Source organism: Melioribacter sp. Ez-97 (genome assembly GCF_051488665.1).
Lineage (GTDB): Bacteria > Bacteroidota > Ignavibacteria > Ignavibacteriales > Melioribacteraceae > Melioribacter.
Window position 1 is genome coordinate 350,369 of sequence record NZ_JBPSEG010000003.1, and the last position, 22,463, is coordinate 372,831.

24 protein-coding genes are annotated in these 22,463 nt (G+C 42.8%); 14 read left to right on the forward strand and 10 right to left on the reverse strand.

The genetic code is table 11. The annotated features are described in order from the left end of the window. The first annotated feature begins 9 nt into the window (after positions 1-9). From ACSSWA_RS06130 to ACSSWA_RS06175, 10 genes are all read left to right on the forward strand, one after another. Entirely contained in the window at positions 10-264 is a 255-nt protein-coding gene (locus ACSSWA_RS06130) for a sulfurtransferase TusA family protein (RefSeq protein WP_437355676.1), read from the forward strand. Positions 265-320: 56 nt separating this feature from the next. Beyond that, positions 321-761, forward strand: coding sequence for an RrF2 family transcriptional regulator (locus ACSSWA_RS06135; protein WP_437355677.1), 441 nt, complete (start codon positions 321-323; stop codon positions 759-761). After that, positions 758-1,720 (forward strand): cysteine synthase A, encoded by a 963-nt coding sequence (gene cysK / locus ACSSWA_RS06140; RefSeq protein WP_437355678.1) that lies wholly within the window; start codon positions 758-760, stop codon positions 1,718-1,720. The genes ACSSWA_RS06135 and cysK overlap by 4 nt, the downstream gene beginning before the upstream one ends. Further along, entirely contained in the window at positions 1,695-1,907 is a 213-nt protein-coding gene (gene thiS / locus ACSSWA_RS06145; RefSeq protein ID WP_437355679.1) for a sulfur carrier protein ThiS, read from the forward strand. Before cysK ends, thiS begins: the two co-directional genes overlap by 26 nt. Then, positions 1,904-3,136: an O-acetylhomoserine aminocarboxypropyltransferase/cysteine synthase family protein gene (locus tag ACSSWA_RS06150; protein ID WP_437355680.1), complete on the forward strand. Its 1,233-nt coding sequence runs from the start codon at positions 1,904-1,906 to the stop codon at positions 3,134-3,136. Before thiS ends, ACSSWA_RS06150 begins: the two co-directional genes overlap by 4 nt. Positions 3,137-3,145: 9 nt before the next feature. Beyond that, positions 3,146-3,946: a HesA/MoeB/ThiF family protein gene (locus ACSSWA_RS06155; protein ID WP_437355681.1), complete on the forward strand. Its 801-nt coding sequence runs from the start codon at positions 3,146-3,148 to the stop codon at positions 3,944-3,946. A 12-nt stretch (positions 3,947-3,958) separates the two neighbouring features. Next, entirely contained in the window at positions 3,959-4,438 is a 480-nt protein-coding gene (locus ACSSWA_RS06160; protein ID WP_437355682.1) for a DsrE/DsrF/DrsH-like family protein, read from the forward strand. Continuing rightward, positions 4,435-4,662: a sulfurtransferase TusA family protein gene (locus ACSSWA_RS06165; RefSeq protein WP_437355683.1), complete on the forward strand. Its 228-nt coding sequence runs from the start codon at positions 4,435-4,437 to the stop codon at positions 4,660-4,662. Before ACSSWA_RS06160 ends, ACSSWA_RS06165 begins: the two co-directional genes overlap by 4 nt. Before the next feature lie 2 nt (positions 4,663-4,664). Further along, the gene (locus ACSSWA_RS06170) at positions 4,665-5,057 is read left to right on the forward strand and encodes a Mov34/MPN/PAD-1 family protein (RefSeq protein WP_437355684.1); all 393 of its coding nucleotides are present in this window, start codon (positions 4,665-4,667) and stop codon (positions 5,055-5,057) included. 69 nt (positions 5,058-5,126) lie between these two features. Beyond that, entirely contained in the window at positions 5,127-5,624 is a 498-nt protein-coding gene (locus ACSSWA_RS06175) for a hypothetical protein (protein WP_437355685.1), read from the forward strand. Here the strand turns inward: ACSSWA_RS06175 and ACSSWA_RS06180 are convergent. The 8 genes from ACSSWA_RS06180 to ACSSWA_RS06215 all read right to left on the reverse strand — a co-directional run bounded on the left by ACSSWA_RS06180 (position 5,621) and on the right by ACSSWA_RS06215 (position 15,105). Continuing rightward, entirely contained in the window at positions 5,621-5,995 is a 375-nt protein-coding gene (locus ACSSWA_RS06180; protein ID WP_437355686.1) for a hypothetical protein, read from the reverse strand. The two genes, ACSSWA_RS06175 and ACSSWA_RS06180, sit on opposite strands and share 4 nt — an antisense overlap. A 36-nt stretch (positions 5,996-6,031) precedes the next feature. Further along, positions 6,032-6,970, reverse strand: a complete 939-nt coding sequence (locus ACSSWA_RS06185; RefSeq protein ID WP_437355687.1) for an alpha/beta hydrolase fold domain-containing protein — start codon at positions 6,968-6,970, stop codon at positions 6,032-6,034. 164 nt (positions 6,971-7,134) lie between these two features. Next, positions 7,135-10,713 (reverse strand): pectinesterase family protein, encoded by a 3,579-nt coding sequence (locus tag ACSSWA_RS06190; RefSeq protein ID WP_437355688.1) that lies wholly within the window; start codon positions 10,711-10,713, stop codon positions 7,135-7,137. Between the two features lie 141 nt (positions 10,714-10,854). Continuing rightward, positions 10,855-11,643, reverse strand: a complete 789-nt coding sequence (locus ACSSWA_RS06195; RefSeq protein ID WP_437355689.1) for a LytR/AlgR family response regulator transcription factor — start codon at positions 11,641-11,643, stop codon at positions 10,855-10,857. Between the two features lies 1 nt (position 11,644). After that, positions 11,645-12,598 carry a histidine kinase gene (locus ACSSWA_RS06200; protein WP_437355690.1) on the reverse strand — a complete coding sequence of 318 codons (954 nt, stop codon included), beginning with the start codon at positions 12,596-12,598 and terminating at the stop codon, positions 11,645-11,647. Position 12,599: 1 nt separating this feature from the next. After that, positions 12,600-13,676, reverse strand: a complete 1,077-nt coding sequence (locus ACSSWA_RS06205) for a sensor histidine kinase (RefSeq protein ID WP_437355691.1) — start codon at positions 13,674-13,676, stop codon at positions 12,600-12,602. An 8-nt stretch (positions 13,677-13,684) separates the two neighbouring features. Continuing rightward, on the reverse strand, positions 13,685-14,665 hold the full coding sequence (locus ACSSWA_RS06210; protein ID WP_437355692.1) for a serine hydrolase domain-containing protein: 981 nt from the start codon (positions 14,663-14,665) through the stop codon (positions 13,685-13,687). Between the two features lie 14 nt (positions 14,666-14,679). Then, a complete protein-coding gene (locus tag ACSSWA_RS06215; protein ID WP_437355693.1) occupies positions 14,680-15,105 on the reverse strand; it encodes a heme-binding domain-containing protein in 426 nt (141 codons plus the stop codon). A gap of 111 nt (positions 15,106-15,216) precedes the next feature. Here ACSSWA_RS06215 and ACSSWA_RS06220 point away from each other — a divergent pair, with 111 nt between their 5' ends. The 3 genes from ACSSWA_RS06220 to ACSSWA_RS06230 are packed head-to-tail and all read left to right on the forward strand — an operon-like array spanning position 15,217 to position 17,644. Continuing rightward, the gene (locus ACSSWA_RS06220; RefSeq protein ID WP_437355694.1) at positions 15,217-15,816 is read left to right on the forward strand and encodes a DNA-3-methyladenine glycosylase; all 600 of its coding nucleotides are present in this window, start codon (positions 15,217-15,219) and stop codon (positions 15,814-15,816) included. Next, positions 15,771-16,835, forward strand: coding sequence for a glycosyltransferase family 9 protein (locus tag ACSSWA_RS06225; RefSeq protein WP_437355695.1), 1,065 nt, complete (start codon positions 15,771-15,773; stop codon positions 16,833-16,835). Before ACSSWA_RS06220 ends, ACSSWA_RS06225 begins: the two co-directional genes overlap by 46 nt. Continuing rightward, the gene (locus tag ACSSWA_RS06230; protein WP_437355696.1) at positions 16,835-17,644 is read left to right on the forward strand and encodes a DUF3108 domain-containing protein; all 810 of its coding nucleotides are present in this window, start codon (positions 16,835-16,837) and stop codon (positions 17,642-17,644) included. Before ACSSWA_RS06225 ends, ACSSWA_RS06230 begins: the two co-directional genes overlap by 1 nt. Positions 17,645-17,679: 35 nt before the next feature. Here ACSSWA_RS06230 and ACSSWA_RS06235 read toward each other — a convergent pair whose 3' ends face one another. Next, positions 17,680-20,847 (reverse strand): ligand-binding sensor domain-containing protein, encoded by a 3,168-nt coding sequence (locus ACSSWA_RS06235; protein ID WP_437355697.1) that lies wholly within the window; start codon positions 20,845-20,847, stop codon positions 17,680-17,682. Positions 20,848-21,012: 165 nt separating this feature from the next. Between ACSSWA_RS06235 and ACSSWA_RS06240 the strand changes: the two genes are divergently transcribed. Beyond that, positions 21,013-21,651: an HAD family hydrolase gene (locus tag ACSSWA_RS06240; RefSeq protein ID WP_437355698.1), complete on the forward strand. Its 639-nt coding sequence runs from the start codon at positions 21,013-21,015 to the stop codon at positions 21,649-21,651. Here ACSSWA_RS06240 and ACSSWA_RS06245 read toward each other — a convergent pair. Beyond that, complete coding sequence (locus ACSSWA_RS06245) at positions 21,648-22,463, reverse strand: M23 family metallopeptidase (RefSeq protein WP_437355699.1); 816 nt, start codon at positions 22,461-22,463, stop codon at positions 21,648-21,650. The two genes, ACSSWA_RS06240 and ACSSWA_RS06245, sit on opposite strands and share 4 nt — an antisense overlap.

Below are 22,463 nucleotides of genomic sequence, written 5' to 3' on the forward strand. Positions count from 1 at the left end.
TATCCCGGAATGAATGAAAAGTCTAATTTAACCGTACACAAACTCGATTTAAGCGGCGTAGCCTGCCCGATTAATTACGTAAAGGCGAAATTGAAATTAGATGAAATTAACGGCGGCGAATATCTCGAAATTATTCTCGACGACGGTCAACCGATAAAAAACGTCCCGCTCTCTTTGGAGCAGGACGGTCATAAAGTTACGGAAAAGGTGAAATTCGGTTTGCGCCAATGGAAAATAACAGTCAAAAAAGAGACAAGAGGTTGATTTTAATTAATTGATTCCGTATAATTGCTACCAATAAGATTAAAATGGTAGTATATATGAAGCTTTCAACTCGCAGCAGATACGGAGTAAAAATTTTGCTCGAAATTGCATTAGCCGGCTCGGCAAGAAAATCAGGGGAAAATATTCCGGTAACAGTCAAAAATATTGCCGAGAAACAGAAAATCTCCGAAAAATACATGAGCAAACTGATAATTTCGCTCAAAGGAGCCGGTCTTATAAAATCTTTCAGAGGAACTAACGGCGGATATCTGCTTTCGAGACATCCTTCGGAAATCAATATGCTGGAAGTGGTCAAAGCGCTTGAAGGCGATTTGTTGATTCCGGAAATGCCGGAGCCGGACATATACTGTCCCGTAGAAAATATGTGGCAAGGATTGCGTTCGGTTCTGGAAGAATACTTAAAAAATATTACGCTTAACGATTTAGCGGAAGATTATATCAAGCACAACACACAAGCGATAGCGTTTGAGATATGAAAATAGCCCGGGACATAACAAAATTAGTCGGCGGAACGCCCCTTGTAAGCATAAATAAAATAACGCGCAACGCCTATGCGCGCGTGGCAGCTAAACTGGAAGCTTTCAATCCCGGCGGCTCGGTAAAGGACCGGATCGGTCTTGCAATGATTGAAGAAGCAGAGAGGCAAGGCAAACTGAAACCGGGCGGTTTGATTATCGAACCGACGTCGGGAAACACGGGCTTGGCTCTGGCATACGTAGCGGCGGCTAAAGGCTACAAAGTAATAATTACAATGCCGGAAAGCATGAGCGTCGAAAGAAGAAAGATACTCGAACTTTTCGGAGCGGAAGTCATACTTACTCCCGCCGACAAAGGAATGAACGGCTCAATTGAAAAAGCCGAAGAATTGCTCAGGGCGCATTCCGGCGCATTTATGCCGTATCAGTTTCGAAACTCAGCCAATCCGGAGATACACCGCCGTACGACCGCGCTCGAAATCTGGAACGATACCGACGGTAAAGTAGACATTTTTGTGGCGGGAGTCGGAACCGGCGGCACTATAACCGGTGTGGCGGAGGTTCTCAAATCGCGGAATCCCGGTATAAAGATTGTCGCCGTTGAACCGGAGGGCTCGCCTGTTTTATCCTGCGGCAAGCCCGGTCCTCATATGATACAGGGCATCGGAGCGGGATTTATTCCCGAAGTTCTCAACACTCAAATTATCGACGAAATTATTCAGGTTAAAAACGAAGACGCAATTGAAATGAGCAAAAGGATAATTTCCGAGGAAGGGATTCTCGCTGGTATATCGAGCGGAGCGGCGATGTACGCCGCCCTCAAATTAGCCGAATCGATCGAAAATAAGGACAAATTAATTGTGGCTATTTTTCCGGACACCGGAGAACGATATTTATCGCTTCCATTCTTTTCAAAAAACAACGGAGTAAATTATGAATCTGACAATCAACGGCAATAACGAAAATATAGAAAAAGAAAAATTAACCGTATCGGAACTGCTTAAAATAAAAGACGTTGAAATGCCCGAAATGGTCTCCGTAGAACTCAACGGCGAAATTCTCGACCGCGACAAATACGACTCAACCGAATTGAAAGATTCCGATGTAATTGAATTTCTTTATTTCATGGGCGGAGGCAGCAATTGAATTTCGAAACCGCGGCGGTACACGCCGGTAGCATAAAAGACAGTACCGGAGCCACTCACGCTCCCGTTTATCAATCCGCTTCGTTTGCTTACGAAAAAGCGGGCGAAATCGAGAGCGTATTTCAGGGGAAGAAATTCGGTTACGTTTATTCAAGAATTTCGAATCCCACTGTAACCGCATTCGAACTTAGGATGAATGCTCTCGAAGGCGGCATTGGCGCGATTGCAACCTCATCCGGCATGTCGGCTATTGCGACGACTGCTTTTACGCTCGCAGAAAACGGTTCGGAAATCGTAGCGTCAAAATCGCTCTTCGGAGGCACCTATCTTTTCTTTAAAGAAATAATGGAAAGTTCCGGCGTTAAAGTTATATACGCCGATTTCAATTCTGTGGACGATATCGAAAAGTCGATATCCGAAAGAACTCGTTTTCTCTTTCTTGAATCGATAAGCAATCCGAAACTTGAGATCTACGATTTGAAAAAAATTTCGGAAACCGCCCGTAAATACAATCTCCCTCTTGTCGTGGACAACACTGTAACGACGCCGTATTTATGGCGCGCAAAAGATCTCGGCGCCGACATAATTATTCACTCCGCGACGAAATATATTACCGGAAACGGGACGGCTGTCGGAGGCGTTTTGATCGACACCGGAAATTACAAATGGAATTCGCATCCGTCGACTAAAATAAAGTCGCAACTGGGCAAAGCCGGTCCTTTTGCTTTCATAGCGGCGGCGCGTTCCAAAGTTTATCAACATTTGGGATTTGCTCCCGCGCCTCAAAACGTCTTTTTTCATCAGCTGGGATTGGAAACTCTGGCTCTCCGGATGGAAAGACATTGTTCGAACGCTCTTAAATTAGCGGAGTTTTTTAAGGAACAGCCCGGAATCAAATCGGTCAATTATCCTGGATTGAACGACAACAGATATCGTCAAACCGGACTCAGGCAATTCGGGGACAGGTACGGCGGATTGCTAACTGTCGAACTGGACTGTAGAGAAAAATGCTTCGATCTGATCGACAATCTGAAATATGCAAAAAACCTGGCGAACATAGGCGATACAAAAACATTAATAATTCACCCCGAGTCGACTATTTATTCGAACTGCGGCGACGATGAAAAATCGAACGCCGGAGTTAATTCCCGATTGCTCAGAATATCCGTCGGCATTGAATACATAAACGATATAATCGAAGATTTCAGTTCAGCTCTCGAAAAAATATAAGGATTCAAAATGAACTTCACGGAAGAACAAATATACCGTTACAGCCGAAATATAATTTTGAAAGAAGTGGGAGGGAAAGGACAGGAAAAGCTGCTTTCGTCGAAAGCGCTGGTTGTCGGAGCAGGCGGCTTAGGCTCTCCAATTCTTCTCTATCTGGCGGCAGCCGGAGTGGGAACTCTCGGAATTATCGACAGCGACGTAGTCGATTTGAGCAATCTGCAGCGACAAATAATTCATTTTACGGACGACCTCGACAAACCGAAAGTTGAGTCAGCCGCCGAAAAAATATCGCGCGTCAATCCGGACGTCAAAGTTATTCCTTACAAAGTCAGACTCGATTCTTCGAACATCGAGGAAATAATCGAGGATTACGATTTCATCATAGACGGAACGGACAATTTTCCGACTAAATTTTTAATCAACGACGCATGTGTGATGCGAGGGAAACCATTTTCGCATGCGGGAATACTCAGATTCGACGGTCAAACTTTCACGCACGTGCCCGGCAGCATGTGTTACAGATGCATATTCAAGGAACCGCCTCCGAAAGGAGTCGTTCCCACCTGCAGCGAAGCCGGGATACTGGGCGCGGTAGCGGGCGTAATCGGAAGCATTCAAGCGGTAGAAGCTCTTAAATTTTTAATCGGAGCGGGAGATTTATTGACCGACCGCCTCTTGACATTCAACGCTCTCCGGGGAGGTTTCCGGGAAGTGAAACTCAAAAAGAATAAAAACTGCCCGGTGTGCGGGGAAAATCCGACAATTAAAGAGCTGAAAGATTACGAGCAACCGGCTTGCGATCTAAAATAAAGGAATAAAACAATGGCAAATAAAAAGAAAATATCGATTGTTCTTTTCAGCGGCGACTTCGACAAGGCAATAGCGGCTTTTACAATCGCCTCGGGCGCCGCAGCGGTTAATTACGAAGTAAATCTTTTTTTTACTTTTTGGGGACTAAACACAATCAAAAAAGAAAAAGGCAGAAGCGCGATCGGCAGGGGCTTCCTTGCAAGAACGTTTAATTTTCTGATGGGAGGATTCAAAAACCTTCCGCTCAGCCGTCTTAACTTCGGGGGAATAAGTCCGAAATTAATGACCGGCTTAATGAAAAAAAGAAACGTCGCCACTCTCAACGAACTCCTCGAAGCGGCAATACAACTGAAAGCAAACTTCTACGCCTGCGAAATGTCGATGAACATCCTCGGCTTAAAAAAAGAAGACTTCATTCCCGAAATTAAAGAAGTTCTCGGCGTGGCAAAATTTTTAAATTTATCAGAAGAAGGAGAGATATTATTCATATGAACAGACGCAAACTCGACATAACCAAAGACCATTGCCCGATGACGTTCGTAAAAACAAAACTCGAACTGGAAAAACTCTCCGGCGGAGATATACTCGAAGTTATGCTAAGAGAAGGAGAGCCGCTGGAGAACGTTCCCCGCACCGCGGAGGAACAGGGCAATAAAATACTCGAGATAAAACATCTTCAGGACGACATACATCTTGTTGTAATTGAAAAAGGATAAACATGATTAGCATACCCATAAAAATTATCGAGCAAATTGCCGAACACGCCAAGCAGGATTATCCGATCGAAGCGTGCGGCTACCTGACAGGGAAAGACGGCGTCGTCAGCGACATAATAAAAATGACAAACACCGATAAATCAAACGAGCATTTTTCGTTCGATCCGAAGGAACAGTTTCAAGCCGTAAAGTACGCGCGCAGTCGCGGCGAACGTTTGATTGCCGTCTATCATTCTCATCCGGATACGCCGGCGCGTATGTCCCGTGAAGACATCCGGTTGGCAAACGATACGGAAATAAAATACATTATTTTTTCCGTAAAGGACAACGCAATAAAATGCTTCGAAATCGACAAAGATAAAAACGTAGCCGAAATTCCGATTCGCGGGATATGATTTAAATCATATCCCGACTTGACTTACTGGGTTTCAAGCTTTAATATTGAGGCACAGAAAGAGAGATGTATGAATGTAAGCGCCTACATAACGATTCATCCGCTGCACGAGTACGTTAATTCCAAGCTCGATGCAAATAATATCCGCACAATCAGCCAGCTTCAAAAGGACGCTCAGTACGAATCGTTCCAAAAATATATTTCTGCCGAAGAGGCAAGCAAAACAATATCGGAGAAATCCGAAGACAAGAAATCCGAAGAACTGAGATTCAGAGAAAACTCGCCGATTGCCCGTCCTCTGGAAAGCGCTCAGTTATACAACAACACCGTTAAAATAAACAAGAAAAAATTAGAAAGATATTTCTCGTTCAACAGGGACTCTCAATACGAATCCGAAGAGGCATCCGAGACAAAAGAAAACTTCGATTATTATATTGTTTCGGACAAAGATATTAATTTTACTTCCGACTCAAAAAAACCGTTGACATACCTTCAAAGAATTGTCAGGAAGGCGTACCGGGCAGGTTACGTAAAAGACCCCGGAGCTCTGGTAAATCTGTCCGCCTAATCCTTATAATATCCCTTTTTATTGTAAAGTTTTGCGCCGTAAGTCCTTTCGTTTCCGATTTGATTTACAATGTAATGTTTTTCCGGCCTCCCGTTTATTTCCAGCACTTCGTATCCGACTATTCCTCTTTTAATTAGAGCCGCAAGCATTTTCATGAATTCTTCTTTTTCGGCTTCGTTCAAATCTCCGATATCGAGCCTGTCCTTTCTGCCGAGGTTTAAGAATTTGTCGAGTTTGTCGAACACTCTGGCGGTATTCGAAATTTCCGCCGAATCGGCAGATACTGCAGATTTATCGTTTGGCAATGTTTCGTTTTTCAGCTGGTTAAAGAGAGCGCTCAGAAAAAATTTATTGCCGGATACAGGTTCCATAATTTTTTTTATTTTATTATCGGCGCCGGCGCGCGATTAGTTGAGCGTTTTTTTCAAAAAGCCGTCGATCCAATCGACAACCCGCTCCTGCCACGGATGAAAAAGCCAGAAAGGATGCGGTGTATTTTCGATTGTATGGACTTCGGAATAAATACCGTGTTCGTTTAAAATGTCGATAGCTTCGTCCCTGCCTGCATGAAAGCGCGGCAGCGAACTGTTGATGAAAAGCATCGGCGGAGAAGTACTGTCGACATACCGGAGCGGCGATGCTTCGACCCACAAATCCGGTTTATCCCTGTATGTGAAACCGAGCCACTGTTTTGCAGCCGATGGTTTGGACGGTATTGTATCTTTGCCGCTTTCCGAAGGCGTTGTCATATCGAAAACGCCGTCGATGTCGATAATCGCAGCGGCGTTGATACTGCAGCCGTCTACGGAGAATTTCTCCACGCCGTCGGTAAGCTCGGCCATTGCCGCTATTTGTCCGCCGGCGGACATGCCCATTACAACAATTTTCGTCGTATCGATTTTATAAATTTCCGGATTCTTCTTGAGCTGGCAAATAGCGCGTTTGACGTCGAGTATTGCAGCAGGATAGAGAGCTTCCGTCGAAAGTCTGTATTCCACCGTTGCGGTTATATAATTTTTTCCTGACAGCCGGGAAGCAATCGGATGTTCCATTTCTTTATGACCCGAGCGCCAGCCGCCGCCGTGTACGATTACAATCAACGGCAATTTTGCGTCGGCGCTCTCGGGCATAAACAAATCGAGCTTCAGTTTTCTTTCGCCATCCGTATAATAAACAATGTCTTTGAATATTTTCACTCCTTGCGAGTCGATTTCTGCCGGCTTTACGAACGGATAATCTTTTCTTACTTTTTCATACGCGCTTCTTATCGTAAAAGACGTATCTCTGTTAACTTGAGCAAAAACCAGAAGCGGAAGAGCCAGCATTATTATAACCGATTTTTTCATAGCCTCAACCTTTTGTGAAATGAATTGATAGATATTTCTGACATCCGCATTAATAAATTTACAGTTTGTTCTTATTTATAATCAAACTCTTTTGAAATATTTTAAGCGTCTTTCTTTATGGAAAATAAAAAGGAAGCCCTTAAAGAAAGGGCTTCCTTACCAATTCATTTCAGGAGCAGCATTTTGCGGGTAATAATTTTTTCGCCGGCAAACAACCGGTAAAAATAAATGCCGCTAGCCAATCCCGAGGCGTCGAAACGGACTTCATAATTGCCCGGATTTTGAATTCCGTTTACCAATGTTTTTACTACCTGTCCTGTAATATCGTATATAATCAATTTGACTGCGCTTTGCTTAGGCAGAGAATAATTGATTTTAGTTTCCGGATTGAAAGGATTGGGATAGTTCTGAGACAAATAGTAATCCGAAGGTATTTCGTTTCTGCCTATGCCGCTTTCTTCGACAGATGTAATAACATCGGGCATCCAGCTGTAGCCGAAATTCGGATGAGAATCTTTCGAAAAAATATTTTCGATAGTATATTGATTTGCTTCCTCATCGGTGAGCTGTCGCGAAATCGACGTCAATCGTTTTGTGGTGTCGGACCCCGGTCCGTAACATTTGTATTCCGCGTATAAAGCCGGCGTAACATTCCACGTAGACCATCCGGCGGGATTAAGCGAAGCGGGCTCATAACAGTTGATAAATACAGTCCTCGGTTTATCCTGCCACGGTCTGCCTAAAAGGAAAGAAGTAATCGGTCTTCCGTCGAAACCGATCGAATCCGCGGAGATAATGCAGTCTTTGAACACATATCCGAATTTAGATACGGCTTCGGTGCTTGCAGCCGTAAGCGTTCCGCCTTCTCGATTTATATGGATTTCGCACGAATCGAACAATACAATATCCCTTCCGAAAATGAAATCGACTGAACCTTCTATATAGCAGTTTTTCATATAGATTCTTCCCGTTCCTCTGCCGCCCCATGTATAATAAGTATCCTGGTATCCGAGCAGCCTGCAGTTGAAATACTGCTGACGGTCGCCGTTTACTCTAAGAGCCACCGCCTGTTCGCCGCTGCCGTGCGAACCGTCGTTTTTAATTGTATTTTGGAATGTAATATTGATTGCCGTAAAATCGTCCGCGTCTATTGCCACGCTGTAGGATTTTGATGTTCCCAGATAGTTTTTGCCGGCATAATCGTCGTAAGTAAGAATTGTACTGTCCCTGTCCTCGCCTTCCAAAATTACGTTCGTTTTTGTTGAAGGAAGAAGCAGTTTTTCGTAATAAATTCCCTTTTTTACAAATATTTTGTATTTGCCCGTATAGTAATCCGGTATGTCGTCGAAAGCCGCTTGAACTGACGTATAATCGCCGGATCCGTCGAGAGCGACAATTTTGGTAACGTCGGGAGCCGGTTCCTGCGTAGTGAAAGAAATTTCTTCGCCGTAGCCGGTGCCGATGCTGTTTGTAGCGTAAGCGCGCACGTAGTAAGTAGTATTCGGTTCCAGCGGATAAAGAATGCTTTTAAACGCGCCGAGACCGTTTCCGTTTTCCGTTTTATTATCGTTAATTGTAGGATTGCCCGTAGTATTCCAGCAGACACCGCGTACAATGACAGTATCGCCGCCCCACTTTTCTACGGTTCCGCCGCTTACGGCGGTTTTGGTCATAATTTCCGTTACTTCTGCGGTTGTAACAGTCGGAACCATTAACGAATCGAGCGTCGTAAATACTACTTCGTTTCCATACGCCACGCCTGCGTCATTAATTGCGTATGCGCGGACGTAATATTGTGTTCCGGGTTCAAGTCCGGTTAATTTACTTACAAACGCGCCCGAGCCGCCGCCGTCTTCGGTTTTATTGTCGTCGACAGTCGGATTGCCCGCAGTGTTCCAGCAAACTCCGCGAACCGTAACTACGGCTCCTCCATCGGATGGAATATTGCCTCCGCCCGTAGCGAAAGTTGTCGATATATCCGTTATTTCGGATGTTACCACTTCAGGCGGATCGGCGGTAACTCCGATTACGCTGCCGGATATAAACACGCTGTCGACCGCAATGAGTTTTGCCCATCCTTCGGCTTTTGTATTATGCGGATAAATCAGCAAATAGAAAGTCTCGCCCGTATTTATTGTCTCGTCGAGTTTGGCGCCGAATTTTGCAATTTTACTTCCGGGCAGCGAAGTATCCGCAATTAGAGCCGTTCTATCCGCGAATGTAGAATCTTTGGAATAATAAACTTCCGCTCTTAAATTACTCGAAAACCATCCGCCCAGATAAAACGAAACAGAATCGACATAGAGAGTTCCGCCGAATTTCGGTTTAACGGCATATCCGAAATAGAGCGAATCTGTCGGCAAAGGCTCGGCATACCATTCTTTCGAGACAGTTTGAACCGCTCCTACAGTGTGATCGTTTCCTTCGGTATCGGGTAGATTAGTCGTACCGTAAAACTTCATAGCCGGACTGTAAAAAGGTTCCATAGCTATAACGGGACCTGTCGATTCCCATTCTTCGCCGGTTTCGTATGGCCAGAGTACATTCGATGCTACGGGACTGCCTTCTACTTCTCCGGCTATCAAAATATTCTGGAGACATAAATATTTTCCTGTTTTAACCGACGGATCTTCGTTCCACGGATAAACTCTGAAATAAAATTTTTGTCCGGGCGACACTTTAACGTTCAGATCGAAAGAGAAGCTTTCGAGCGCGGTAGAGTTCAGATAATTGTTTCCGCTCTGGTCGCTCGTTTGGTATTCAAGTTTAACGGGATTTGAAAAATCCGGATTTGTGGAATACCACAAATTCGCTTTAAAAGTGCTGGAGCTTTTCGCTCCCATATCGAGGCTCAATGAATTGACATACAAAGTATAGCCCGCCTTGGGAGCTACCGTAAACTGAACGTAAACTGTGTCGATCTGATTAGTCAGATTTGCAGGCCATGTATTATTCGTATTTGCCATCCGAATTCTCTGGCTGTTATTCGGACCGGTATAACCGTTAATCTCCGTGTTTACGAATAGTTCGTCTTCGGCGACTACCTGCCCCGTTGTAATAACGCCAAATCCCGTTCCCCCCTCGTCGGGATTTGTGAGCGGCCAGGAAGCAGTTGCAGGATAAGTTAAACCTTTTGTTTCTCCCCAAATAATAACATCCTGAACATAAAGATATTTGGATGTCGAAGGCGAGCCTTCGTACCACGGATAAATACGAAGATAGAGAGTGTCTCCGTTGTTTACTTTTTCATTAATCCGGAAAGAAAAAAGAGTATCGCTTCCGTTGCCAAGCACGAGAGGATTTTCGTTTAATTTTTTCGGATTGTCGAACGAGAAGTTCAAATCGTATACCACATCGGCGCGCATGTAACTCGTTCCTCCACCGCCGAGATACATTGTTACTGAATCCGCATAAAATGTAAAGTTAGGTTTTGGAGTTACGGCAAACTGAACCCAACGCGAATCGACGGGACCGGTTTCGTTTCCCCATTGTACCGGATTGGAGCCGTCGTGAGGCCACCATCTCTGGTTTGTTCCCAGAGGGCCAGGATTGCTTCCCGAATAACTTCTGACTACAAATCCCGGGCTGCCGATTTCCGGCAAACCGATTAAATTGCCCTGAACGACCGAAACATTCTGACTGTCCGGCGGCACGCATTTCCATTCCACAAAAGACATGCTTTGAGAAAATGCGGCAATAAATGGAATTAAGAAGAAAAGAATAAAAACGAATTTCTTTTTCATAAACACCCCTTTATTATTAAATAATCAGCCTCCTGCGACCGTTTCACCAATAAAGTTACCGATTAAGGATTTTTCTTTAAAATTTTTTTCGACAGGACGGACTTGGAATAAGTTAAAGCGGATAAGGCTGCGGTGAAATTATCAGAGCGAAGCGGACATTTTTGTCAATGCGTCTTTATAATTTCTGCTCATTTTCAATCGGGCGCCCGATTTAAGATAAACCAGATAATCGCCGTGGTCGCCGGAAACGAGTTTGTCGATTTTATCGATATTAACTATAACCGATCTGTGAATTCGTACAAACTTCGAAGGGTCGAGCTTTTTTTCGATAATATGAAGTCTGCCCCGTTCCAGGTATTTACGACCGTTTGCAAAAACGTTCAAATAGTCTCCCTCGGATTCGATATACTCGATGTCGCCGGCATCGATCAGCTTAATTACGTTCTTACTTTTTATTGTAATTCTTCTTAAATAATTTTCAGATTCGTTTTGTTTTACGCCCGTTGCGTCAAAATATTCTTTGATTATTCTTTGTACCGCCTCCGCATATTCCTGCCTGTTATTTTCGATTCGCTCGAGCGCGTATGAAACCGCAGCGTCGAATCGAGAAGTATTGATCGGCTTCAGAAGATAATCCGCCGCGTGAACTTCAAAAGCCTTGAGAGCGTACTTGTCGTACGCCGTCACGAATATAATTACCGGAATATCTTCCGGCTTTAATTTATTGAGCATTTCAAAACCGTTCATTCCGGGCATTTGAATATCGAGGAATGCCAGGTCGGGCTTATACTTATTAATCGCCCTGACGCCTTCTTTGCCGTCGCGGCATTCCGCAACTACCTGGATATTGTCGAACTTTTGTAAACGGAGAAGAATCCCCTCGCGGGCGTGTTCCTCGTCGTCGATTATAATCGCTTTGATAACGGACATATTATACCTGCCGGTAAATATTGGTAATTGTCAGTGTTTCGTTTTCCAATTTTATATTAAGATAATTATTGTCATCCAATTTTATAATTTCGCTATCGCTCGCAGTTACGTCCTCCGCGGTCTTCTTTTGCAGCAGCTTTTTTACCGCATAAAACAATAAATTGGAAGGCAGCTTTTTTTCAGATGACGACTCAAGCCCTTCTGTTACGAGCTTTATATTTTCATCGAATAATATTTTTCTCAAACCAATATACTTTTTTATCAGTAAAACCTGCGAATCGACATCAATATAATCTTCTTTATTATAAAGTATCAGTCTTATATAATCGCTCAGTTCGGTCAACAATTCCTCGGCAAGCCCGTAATCGGAACCGGCAATTAAACTTTTCATTTTTACGAGAGCGTTATCTATCAGTTCGGGTTGAATTTTCGAATGGGTATCCGACAATTCAATCCGCGCCAGCTCCTCGTGCATTTTGTAGAGGTTTACTTCTTTTTCCGCGATTTTCTTGCGGGTTTGAATCGAATAAAACGCGGCGACAAATAATATACACAATCCGTAATCCGTCCATACCTGAGGATTTACTATCAACATGTCGTATAAATCGGTATAATCGGCTTTGTTGATGAAGAACAGGTCGGACTCGCGCTGCAAAACCTGGTGCGTAATAATCAAAAAAGTAAAAGCGATTGTAATCAACGCGGCTTTGACCAGACGTATTTTTATCTTTGCGTTGATAATTAAATAACCGGCAATTGCAAGCAGTATCAGATACCAATTATAAACAAGATTCGACATAAAAAGCGAGAAGAGGCGCTTTGTTTTATGAAATACAAAATATTCCTGCAGCGTATTTAAACCGGCAATTAAAGCGAGCAGCAAAACGAACGGAAGAAAATATTTAATCTCGCTCGGTCGATTTTTAATTTCCGTTAATTCGTTTTTTATTTTCATCTCAATTCGATTTTTTTATCAAAGGAATCGATATTCTGTTTACAAAACCGTTTTGTGTCCGCTCCGCTTTAAAAACATATTCGTCTTTGAAAAGATACGACAACTGACTTTCCGCTATTTTAAGTCCTACGCCGCTTCCTTTTGCCTGGAATCCGTCGCTCCCCGCGCAATTATCTTCCACTCTGATTTCAAGTTTGTTATCGTTAATTTTAGCGGAGATTTCGATAACTCCTTCGCGTCCGGATTTCGAAATTCCGTGACGTATCGAATTTTCAACCAGAGGCTGGAGTATAAACGGCGGGATTAAAACTCCCGGGATATTGTCGTCGATCTCGTACTTTACTTCCAAACGATTACCCAGACGAATTTTTTCAATCTGCAAATAACTTTTCACAAACGACATTTCTTCGTCGAATGGGATAAATTCGTTCGTTCCTTCTTCCGCGGCTTTTTGAAACAACGCTCTCAAATTTTCGATAACTTCAATTGCCTTATCTTTTTCTTTTTTTAAGATTAGCGTTGAGACGGTATTGAATGCATTAAAAACGAAGTGCGGATGAAATTGATTTCTCAGTCTTTTTAAACGCGCGGCAGCAAGTTCGGATTTCAATTTCCACAGTTCGACTTCCTCGGCTTGAAATTTCTTTTGCGACTCCGTAATGTTAATGCCCACCGCTACCACAAAATATACGACCAGATCGACCCACGCCCATTGACTTCTGAATATTCTTTTATAAACCAAAGTTTCCACATTGAGGAAATCGAGAAAACCGTATATAATTACCGCAGAAAGAACCTGATGCAAAGCGACAATAACCAGAGGCAGCAGAAAATACAAAACCGTTTTGCCGTAAACCGCCTTGTTTTCAAATCGTTTGACAGCCTTAAAAATAAAAGGCGTAGCCAGCAGCCAGTAATGCCAATAAAACAAATTGAAAGGAATGTGCCAGAGCAAACTGAAATTCTGATTTGCGCCGGGGTCGAAAACAAAATAATGCTGAAATGCGACCGTAAGCGCTATTACGGTCAACGCCGCCGCTTCTATTGCCAAAAGGCGCGTATAATATTCGTTTTTCAATTTTTATTTTATCGGTTAATTAAAAACTTTTCCGTTAAATCGAATATCATATAAGTAGAGCTCAACACGTTCCACCCGGAAGTGTTTACAATTACGGCGTTCAATTCCGGGATTACGATTAAAAACTGTCCTCCCCATCCCGCGGCAAGGTATGAATTATAATCGCCGAAGTTTCTTGTGTGCCAGTGATATCCGTAACCGCCAATTTGTTCGAATCCGTCGTAGTATTTTTTAGTCGATTTTTCAATCCATTCGGCGCTGACGATCGATTCGTTCTCCCACACGCCGTTATTCAACATCAACATTCCGATCTTGAGCAAATCCCGGGGTTTCATCCAGAGTTCCGAATTCCCTTTGTAAACGCCGTCGTTGGCTTTTGACCATTTGACTTCTTTAATGCATAGAGGGTCAAACAGATATTTTCGGGCAAATTCGAGCGCGCTCAATTTTGTCGTTCGGGTAATAATCACGGAAAGCAAATGCGACAACGCGCTGTTGTAATTCCATTTATCGCCGGGATCATTTACAAGCGGAACATTTTTAATTAAGTATCGTGAGGGGTTATCGCTTTTGTCCCATCCACTTCTTCTTTTACCGCCCAAATTATTCCACTGAAATCCCGCCGACATCGTAAGCAAATCGCGAACGGTTATTTCCGATTTACGTTTATCCCCGACGCCTTCAAACAATTCAGGCAGCAAATCCGACACTTTTACGTTCTCATTTTCGATATATCCTTTGTCGATTGCAATACCGACAAGAATCGACACGACGCTTTTGGTAACCGACTTAAGGTTATTCAGTTTTTCCGGATCAAAATTATTGAAGTAATTCTCGTAGAGTATTTTCCCGTTTTGCCAGATAATTACCGAGTGAGTCAGCTGATTTTTGCCGTTATACTCTTTGACGAATCGATCGATAATTTCTTTTTGAGCGTTAATGTTCATAGAGCAAATTAAAAAAACAATATAGTATTTAATGCGTTTCATCAATTAAGCGGGCATTAATAACCGACCGCCCATTTTTTAATTATATTTTTTTTGACAAAGTCGAGTTTGGCGTTGGGTCTGGTTAACGTATAAACTGATTTCGGCATCTCGTCGTTTTCAATTTCTTCCCAGATTTCTTTTTTTAAGAACGCTTTCTTTTGGTAATCGTAGGTTTCCCATTCGGAAAAATTAAGTTCTCTTCTGCCTTCTTTAACGTCTTTTTCAATCAGCAAAGAAAAAGGCGCGACATAAGAATACCATGGCCATTTTGTTTCGTTCGAGTGGCAATCGTAACACGATTCCTTCAATATATTTTTAACCTCCTGCGGAGCTTTCAAATCGGCTTTAACCATCGGATTTTTGCGGTCTACTTTAATAAATTGAATTCCCGCAAATGCCGCTATCAAGATTATGATAATTATTTTTACGAATGCTTTCATTATTTCTCCTTTAGATATATACGCAATATATTACATTTGCCGCACTCTTATCAATCGTTTATGATTTTAGTTTAGATGTTCGTAATTTTGCTATCATTATACTCGGAAGCGATGCAGAAGAAACTACCGCTGTCGTTTTACAAACGCGACGTACATACCGTAGCCCGCGAATTGCTCGGAAAAATCTTTGTCAAACAAGATAAAGACGCCGTTCTGTCCGGCAGGATAGTCGAAGTGGAAGCATACGACGGCAGCATCGATATGGCGGCTCACTCATTCAACGGAAAAACGCCGAGAAATTCGGTAATGTTTGAAGAAGGCGGTCGCCTCTACGTTTATTTCACATACGGAATGCATTATTGCGCAAACGTAGTAACCGGAAACGTCGACGAAGGATGCGCTGTTTTAATACGGGCGGTCGAACCGGTCGAAGGGATCGACGCCATGGCTTTGAACCGATACGGAAAGACAAACCTTAACGGGCGCGAAAAGTTAAACCTTACAAACGGACCGGCTAAATTTTGCAAGGCGTTCGGCATCGATAAAACTTACAACGGTTTGATTTTAACCGGAGAGAAAATATTTATTACCGGCGGCGACAATCTCAAACCCGGAGAGATAACCGCGTCGAAAAGAATCGGAATTAAAAAATCGACGGAACTCGAATGGCGTTATTATATCAGAAACAACCGATACATTTCAAAAAAATGAACAAGCCTGAAAAAATATTAATAATCAGGACTGACAGAATAGGCGACGTAACGCTGACGCTTCCGGTGGCGTATGTTATTAAGAAATTTTATCCCGGAACGCATGTGGCTTTTCTTGTAAGAGAATACACACAGCCGCTTACGGAGAACAATAAGTATATTGACGAAACGCTCGTCTTAAAAGAAAGAAACGGTAAAATTTTAATTAAAGAGAATCTCGAGCTGCTGAAAAAATTCGACGCTTGTTTTCTGGTATACCCGACATTCGAACTTGCGCTTTTGTCTTTCATAGCGGGCGTAAAAATCCGCGTCGGCACCGGCTATCGCTGGTATTCTTTTTTGTTCAACAGGAAAATTTACGAACACCGCAAACACGCAGGCAAACACGAACTCGAATTCAATATTTCGATGCTCAATGCAATCGGAATAAATTACGAAACTGGCGCAGACAATATCGATTTCGGACTGCGTCCGGACATCGGCGCAACGGAAAAAGTAAAAGCTTACCTGAAAAATAACGGCATTGATCCGGAATCAAAGCTTATTATTGTCCATCCCGGAAGCGGAGGCAGCTCCGTCGATTTGCCGTTCGACAAGATGAAACAATTGACAACTAAGTTATCCGAAATAAAAGGCGTTGAGATTTTAATCACAGGCGGTAAACCGGAAGCGGAACTTTGCAGCAGGCTGGTTGTAAGCAAAAAAACGAAAAATCTTGCCGGAGTATTTAATCTGCAAGAATTAATAGCTCTTATAAATTTATCGGACGTTTTAATAGCCAATTCAACCGGGCCCATACACATAGCGGCGGCGTTGAATAAATTCGTCGTGGGATTCTATCCCAAAGTCGTCTCTTGCTCGGCAGAACGATGGGGACCGTATACCGAAAGAAAAGCCGTATTCAAGCCCGAAACAGAATGCAATAATTGTACGGTAAAGAAATGCAGACTTACAAACTGCATGGATACGATCGACATCGAAAAAGCAGTTAACGCAATCGCCAATCAATTGAGTTCTTAATGACAATAAGAATAAACAAAGTTTCGACGGCATTCATTACCGCATTCATTTTTATTTTAGCGCAAGAAGTTTGTTACGCGCAAAATGAAAAAAACGAATTCAGAAAAATTGAGAATAAGGCTTTTGACGCCGGAGAAACACTAAGATTCGAAGTAAGATACGGATTTGTTACCGCTGGAATCGCCGAATTCTCGATTCCGCGGATTGTAAAAATCGCGGGGAGAGAAACGTATAATGTGGTTTTCAAAGTCAATTCCATTCCGGCTTTCGATATGTTTTATAAAGTCCGCGACCGTTACGAAACGTATATCGACAAAGAAGGGATATTTCCATGGCGTTTCGAACAGCATATACGCGAGGGCGGATACTCCCGCGATTTTTCGGCTTTTTTCGATCAAAGACGCGGCATTGCCAGAACCTCGGAAGGCTCTTACGAAATTCCCCGGTACGTAAACGACATTGTCTCCGCGTTTTACTTTGCAAGGACATACAATTTTTCGAATATGAAACCGGGCGATAAAATTCAGCTCGAGAATTTTTATAAAGATAAAGTTTACCCTCTCGATGTAATTTACCGGGGCAAAGAAACAATTAAAGTCGACGCCGGCGAATTTAAGTCCATTATTCTCGAACCGATAATAAGAGAAGGCGGATTGTTCAAAAGCGAGGGCACGATTGTTATATGGCTTACGGACGACGAACTTAAAATACCCGTAAAAGTAAAAACAAAAATATTAATCGGATCGATCGACGCCGATTTGATTTATTACGAAGGATTAAAGTCCGTTCCGAAATCGAAGATCAATTAATAAAGAAAACCAACCGAACGTACCGCTGTGATTTTCTATCTTTTGCTCAAAGGAATGGTAAAATAAAACTTGGCGCCTTTACCGAGTTCGCTTTCCACCCGGAGTTCGCCGCCGTTGTTTTCAATATGCTCTTTGCAAAGTAACAGTCCGAGTCCAGTGCCTTTTTCGCCCTGCGTTCCTCTTTGAGTATAATTGACGTTCGGATCGAAAATTCTTTTCAGATCGTCGCCGCCTATTCCAATGCCGTTGTCCTCTACGCAAACTTCGAGATGACTGCCGTTCAGGTCTTTTGTTTTTACTGTAACGCTTCCTCCCGGATAGGAAAATTTAATTGCATTCGACAGCAGATTGAGAAGGACCGATTCAATTGCGGTTTTATCCGCGAATACATATTTCTTACTGCCCGGTATAAATTCAATCTTTATTTCCTTTTGCCCTGCATAAGTTTGCAGCAAAGCGACAATATTATTTATCGATTCCGAAATGTCGAAATCCGTTTTCTGGTATTCGATTCTGCCGGTTTGAATGCGTGCCCACGCCAATAAGTTTTCGATCAGGTTATTTAAAAGAAGAGTTGAATTTTTAATCAGGTTTATCAGTTCGTCTATTTCGCCGTCTTTCAATTCTTTTCTGTTGTTCATCAGAAAATCGGCGGACGAGGCGATCGAATAGAGAGGATTTCTGAGGTCGTGAGAAATAATCGAAAAGAATTTATCCTTTGTTTTGTTAAGTTCTTCGAGTTTTTCAGCATATTCTTTTAATTCTTTCTGCACCGCTTCTTTAGCTTTAATTTCGTTCTTCAATTCTTCCGTGCGGATTTCGACGATTCTCTCGAGCAGTGCCGTTTGTTTTTCCTGCTTTTTGACGCGCAATTTTATAATAAGATAAATCAAGCCGATCAATAGGAGCGGAGAGACAATCTTGAAATAAAGCGTTTGATAGACGGCAGGCGGAATATAGATATTAACTTTAGCTTCGTGATTTCCCCAAATGCCGTATTGATTTGCCGATGTAATTCTGAACGTATACTCGCCCGGTTCCAGATTATAATAAATGACGCTTCTACGGTTTTCCCACACGTTCCACTCGTTTTCGTAGCCTTCAAGTTTATATTTATATTTTATTTTTTCCGGTTTGCAGAAAGAAGGAGCGATAAAATCGAACCGAATGATCGACGTGCCGACGGGAGCTTTCATATTATCGGAAATTTCCGACGGTTCAAAATCGAAAAGCACCCTTCTGATTTTAACAGGCGGCACGTATTCGCTGTAATGCTGCGATTTGGGATCGACCGACACGACGCCCTGAATCGTGGGAAACCAGATTTTTCCCGACGAATCGACTGCGACGGCGCCCTGCACTCCGCCGTTGCACTCATTGTTTTTCATACCGTCTTCCGAACCGAATTTTTCCGCATAAACCGACTTGATTCTACCGTCGGCTGCTCCGTTCAATTCGGATTTGCTCGCTCTGAAAATTCCGCCGTTTCCGCTCCCCCATATAAAACCATTGCCGTCTTCCGCAATAGCGTGCACCGCGTCTGTCGGCAAACCTTCTCTTCTCGTTATCTGTCGCACTATTCCGTTTTTAATTCTCAATATTCCTTTACCGCTCGTTGCAATCCATATTGTTCCCTCGTTATCATAAATAATATGCCGCACTAAGTTTGACGGGAATCCGTTAGATTCTTCGTAGTATTTGTAAACGCCGTCTTTATAAATAATGAATCCGTTTCCCGCAGTTCCGAGAAGCAGATTGCCGCTTTCGTCTTCGGTAATAAATCTGACGCGAAGCAGGGATGATTTTTCGTCAATCGATTTCCCAACAAGTTTCCCTCTCTCGTATAAGAATAATCCGCCGCCGTCCGTACCGACCCAAAGATTATTTTTTTTATCGACGTAGAGCGCATAAATTTGACTGCAATTGTCGCATTCTTCTTTTTTTATTTTTCCCGCTTTTCCGTTAACGTAAAAATAGAGTCCTTTGTTTGTGCCCATCCACAATGTATCGTTCCTTACCGCGTAAGTCTGTATCAATAAATCCGGGTCTGATTTATAAACATAATTGTATACTTGCCCGTCTACTATTCTTGTTATATTGTTGGAACGGGTGCTGACCCATACGCTTTTTTTGTCGGCTATAACGGACAATACAAAGTTTTCGGGCAAGCCTTCTTCTTTGGCATATGCAGTAAATCTGCCTTCGTGAATTTTATAAAGACCGTTGCTGTAAGTGCCCAGCCACAGATTGCCTTCCCGGTCGAAGAAAAGATCGATAATATTGTTATAATTTGTCTGCGAAGATAATATAAAACTGTCGACGCGCCCTTTGTTCAATCTGTAAAGCCCGCTTTCGGCTCCGATATAAATTATACCGTCTTCGTCTTCAATGAAATCGAGCGCCGAAAGCCGTTTCAATTTTTCTTTGCCTTCAAAATTCACCGGCTTTCCGTCTTTAATTAATTCAATGCCCGACTGGAACGTACCGACCCACAATTGATTTTTGCTGTCCAGATAAACCGACCTGATAAAATTACTTGACAAACCGTGTTCTGCAGTAATGGCGCTGAATTTAACGCCGTTGAGGTCGTACTCTGCTACATTAACTCCGCCCGTGCGGGTCGCCAAATAGACCTTTCCTTTTTTATCGCCGGTAATTTTATAAATATAATCGTTTGTAAGCCCGTCGTTAACCGAGTAAGTTTTTACCGAATCGCCATCGATTATATTCAATCCGCTTGAGGTGCCCGCCCAGATTCTTCCGTATTCGTCTTCGAAAAGCGCTCTGACTGAATTGTTAGAAAGACCCTTGCTTAAATCGTATAACTTAACTTCATTTTCGGAATATTTTAATAACCCTCCGAACGTGCCCGCCCAGAGAACGCCTTTTGAATCCTCCAGCATTGCAACGACAAGATTATTGTTCATCAAGCCGATATTCTCGGAGCTGAAGACTTCGAAACGAACGCCGTCGTATCTCACAAATCCTTCCTCGGTTCCGAACCAGAGAAATCCGTCTTTCGATTGCATAATTCCGTATACGGAATTCTGAGGAAGACCGTCTTTGTTTGTCCATTTTTCAATAACGTATTGGCTGAACTTTTTGGAAGGGTCTAACGATTGACCTTCGATTGTACCAACGGCAAATAATACCGACGCCGTTATGGCTATCAAGCGATAATATTTAAGCAAGCTGTATTGCATCTCTCTTCGTAATCCCTAAAAGCTATAAGCATTTCGTATCTCCTCACAAAACACAACCGTCGTGACATAACTGCAATTCATCCCGTATATTATCGATATAATATTTAAAAAGTTAAATCGGAACAAACCAATTCGCATAAATTTATTAATTTTGCACCAAAAAAAATGTTGAAACAATACGGACATATTATCTGGGATTGGAACGGGACGATTCTCGACGACGTCGATCTCGGGATTGAAATAATCAACCGCTTACTCGCCGAAAGGAACCTCCCGAATATTACGAAAGAAAAATATAAAAATATTTTCACCATTCCCGTCAAGGATTATTACGCTAAACTTGGTTTCGATTTCGAAAAAGAACCGTTCGAAACAGTAGGCAAACTCTGGATAGAGGAATACGAAAGAAGAAAATACGAATGCTCCCTTTACGAAGGCGTACTCGACGTAATGGAACAAATCGGAAACAATTCATCGGAACAATCGATACTCTCCGCTTATTCACAGCGCACGCTCGAAGAGATGGCAAAACATTACGGCGTCGACAAATATTGCAGTCACATTGCCGGTCTCGACAATATTTACGCAGCGGGCAAACTCCATCTCGGTTTGGAATTATTGAAAAAAATCGGAAACGGTAACGGCAAATTATTACTTATCGGCGACACGCTTCACGATTATGAAGTGGCAAAAGCAATGGGAGCCGATTGTGTTCTGCTTTCGACTGGTCACCAATCGAAAAACGTTTTGCAAACGGCGGGGATTAAAATTATAGACGATATCCGAGAACTTCTGAAAGATTAATTTATTGTCGCGTCAAGAAGGCTCATCGGATCGATTCTATTTGAATACCATTGAACTCCCCAATGGAGATGCGGACCGGTAGAACGTCCGGTAGAACCGACTTCGCCAATGACGTCTCCTTTTTTCACTTTTTGTCCGTCGGTTACGTATAATTTATCAAGATGCAGATAAATTGAATTCAAGCCCAGTCCGTGGTCAATCAAAACAAAATTTCCGTTGAAGTAGAAATTTTTTCCCGCAAGGACGACAATTCCGTCGGCTGCGGCTTTGACGGGAGCGCCGCGTCCCACGCCCCCGATATCGATACCGTTATGCGGCTTTTTCGGAACTCCGTTCAAAATTCTCTGACTTCCGAAAACGCCCGTAATTCTGCCGCCTTCTACCGGCATAATAAATCCGTCGACAAACATCATCGAATCGACCAGACCGATTTTTTTACGGGCTTCTTTCATAATTTCAGATTCCCGTTCTATCCTTTCCATTTCCTCTTCGGGAGGATTCACATATCTGCTTTTTACTTTCAGCCGCTGGATTTTATACTTACGTTTTTTGACTGTCAATTTCTCGGTTTTTGCGCTTCCGTCTTTAAATATAATTTTCAATATTTTCGAGCCTTTCTCGTCCCTGTCGAAACCGATTACAAACCTGCCGTTTTTATCTACCGGGACCGGTTCGTTATCCAGATATACTTCGGAAATATTTTTGCCCCTTCCAATCATAACGGAACCCTGAAGCGGTTCGCCGGACAATTTGTATTCCTGAGCGTTACAAATTATTGTCAACGTAAAAAAGATAAACAAGAAATATTTCAT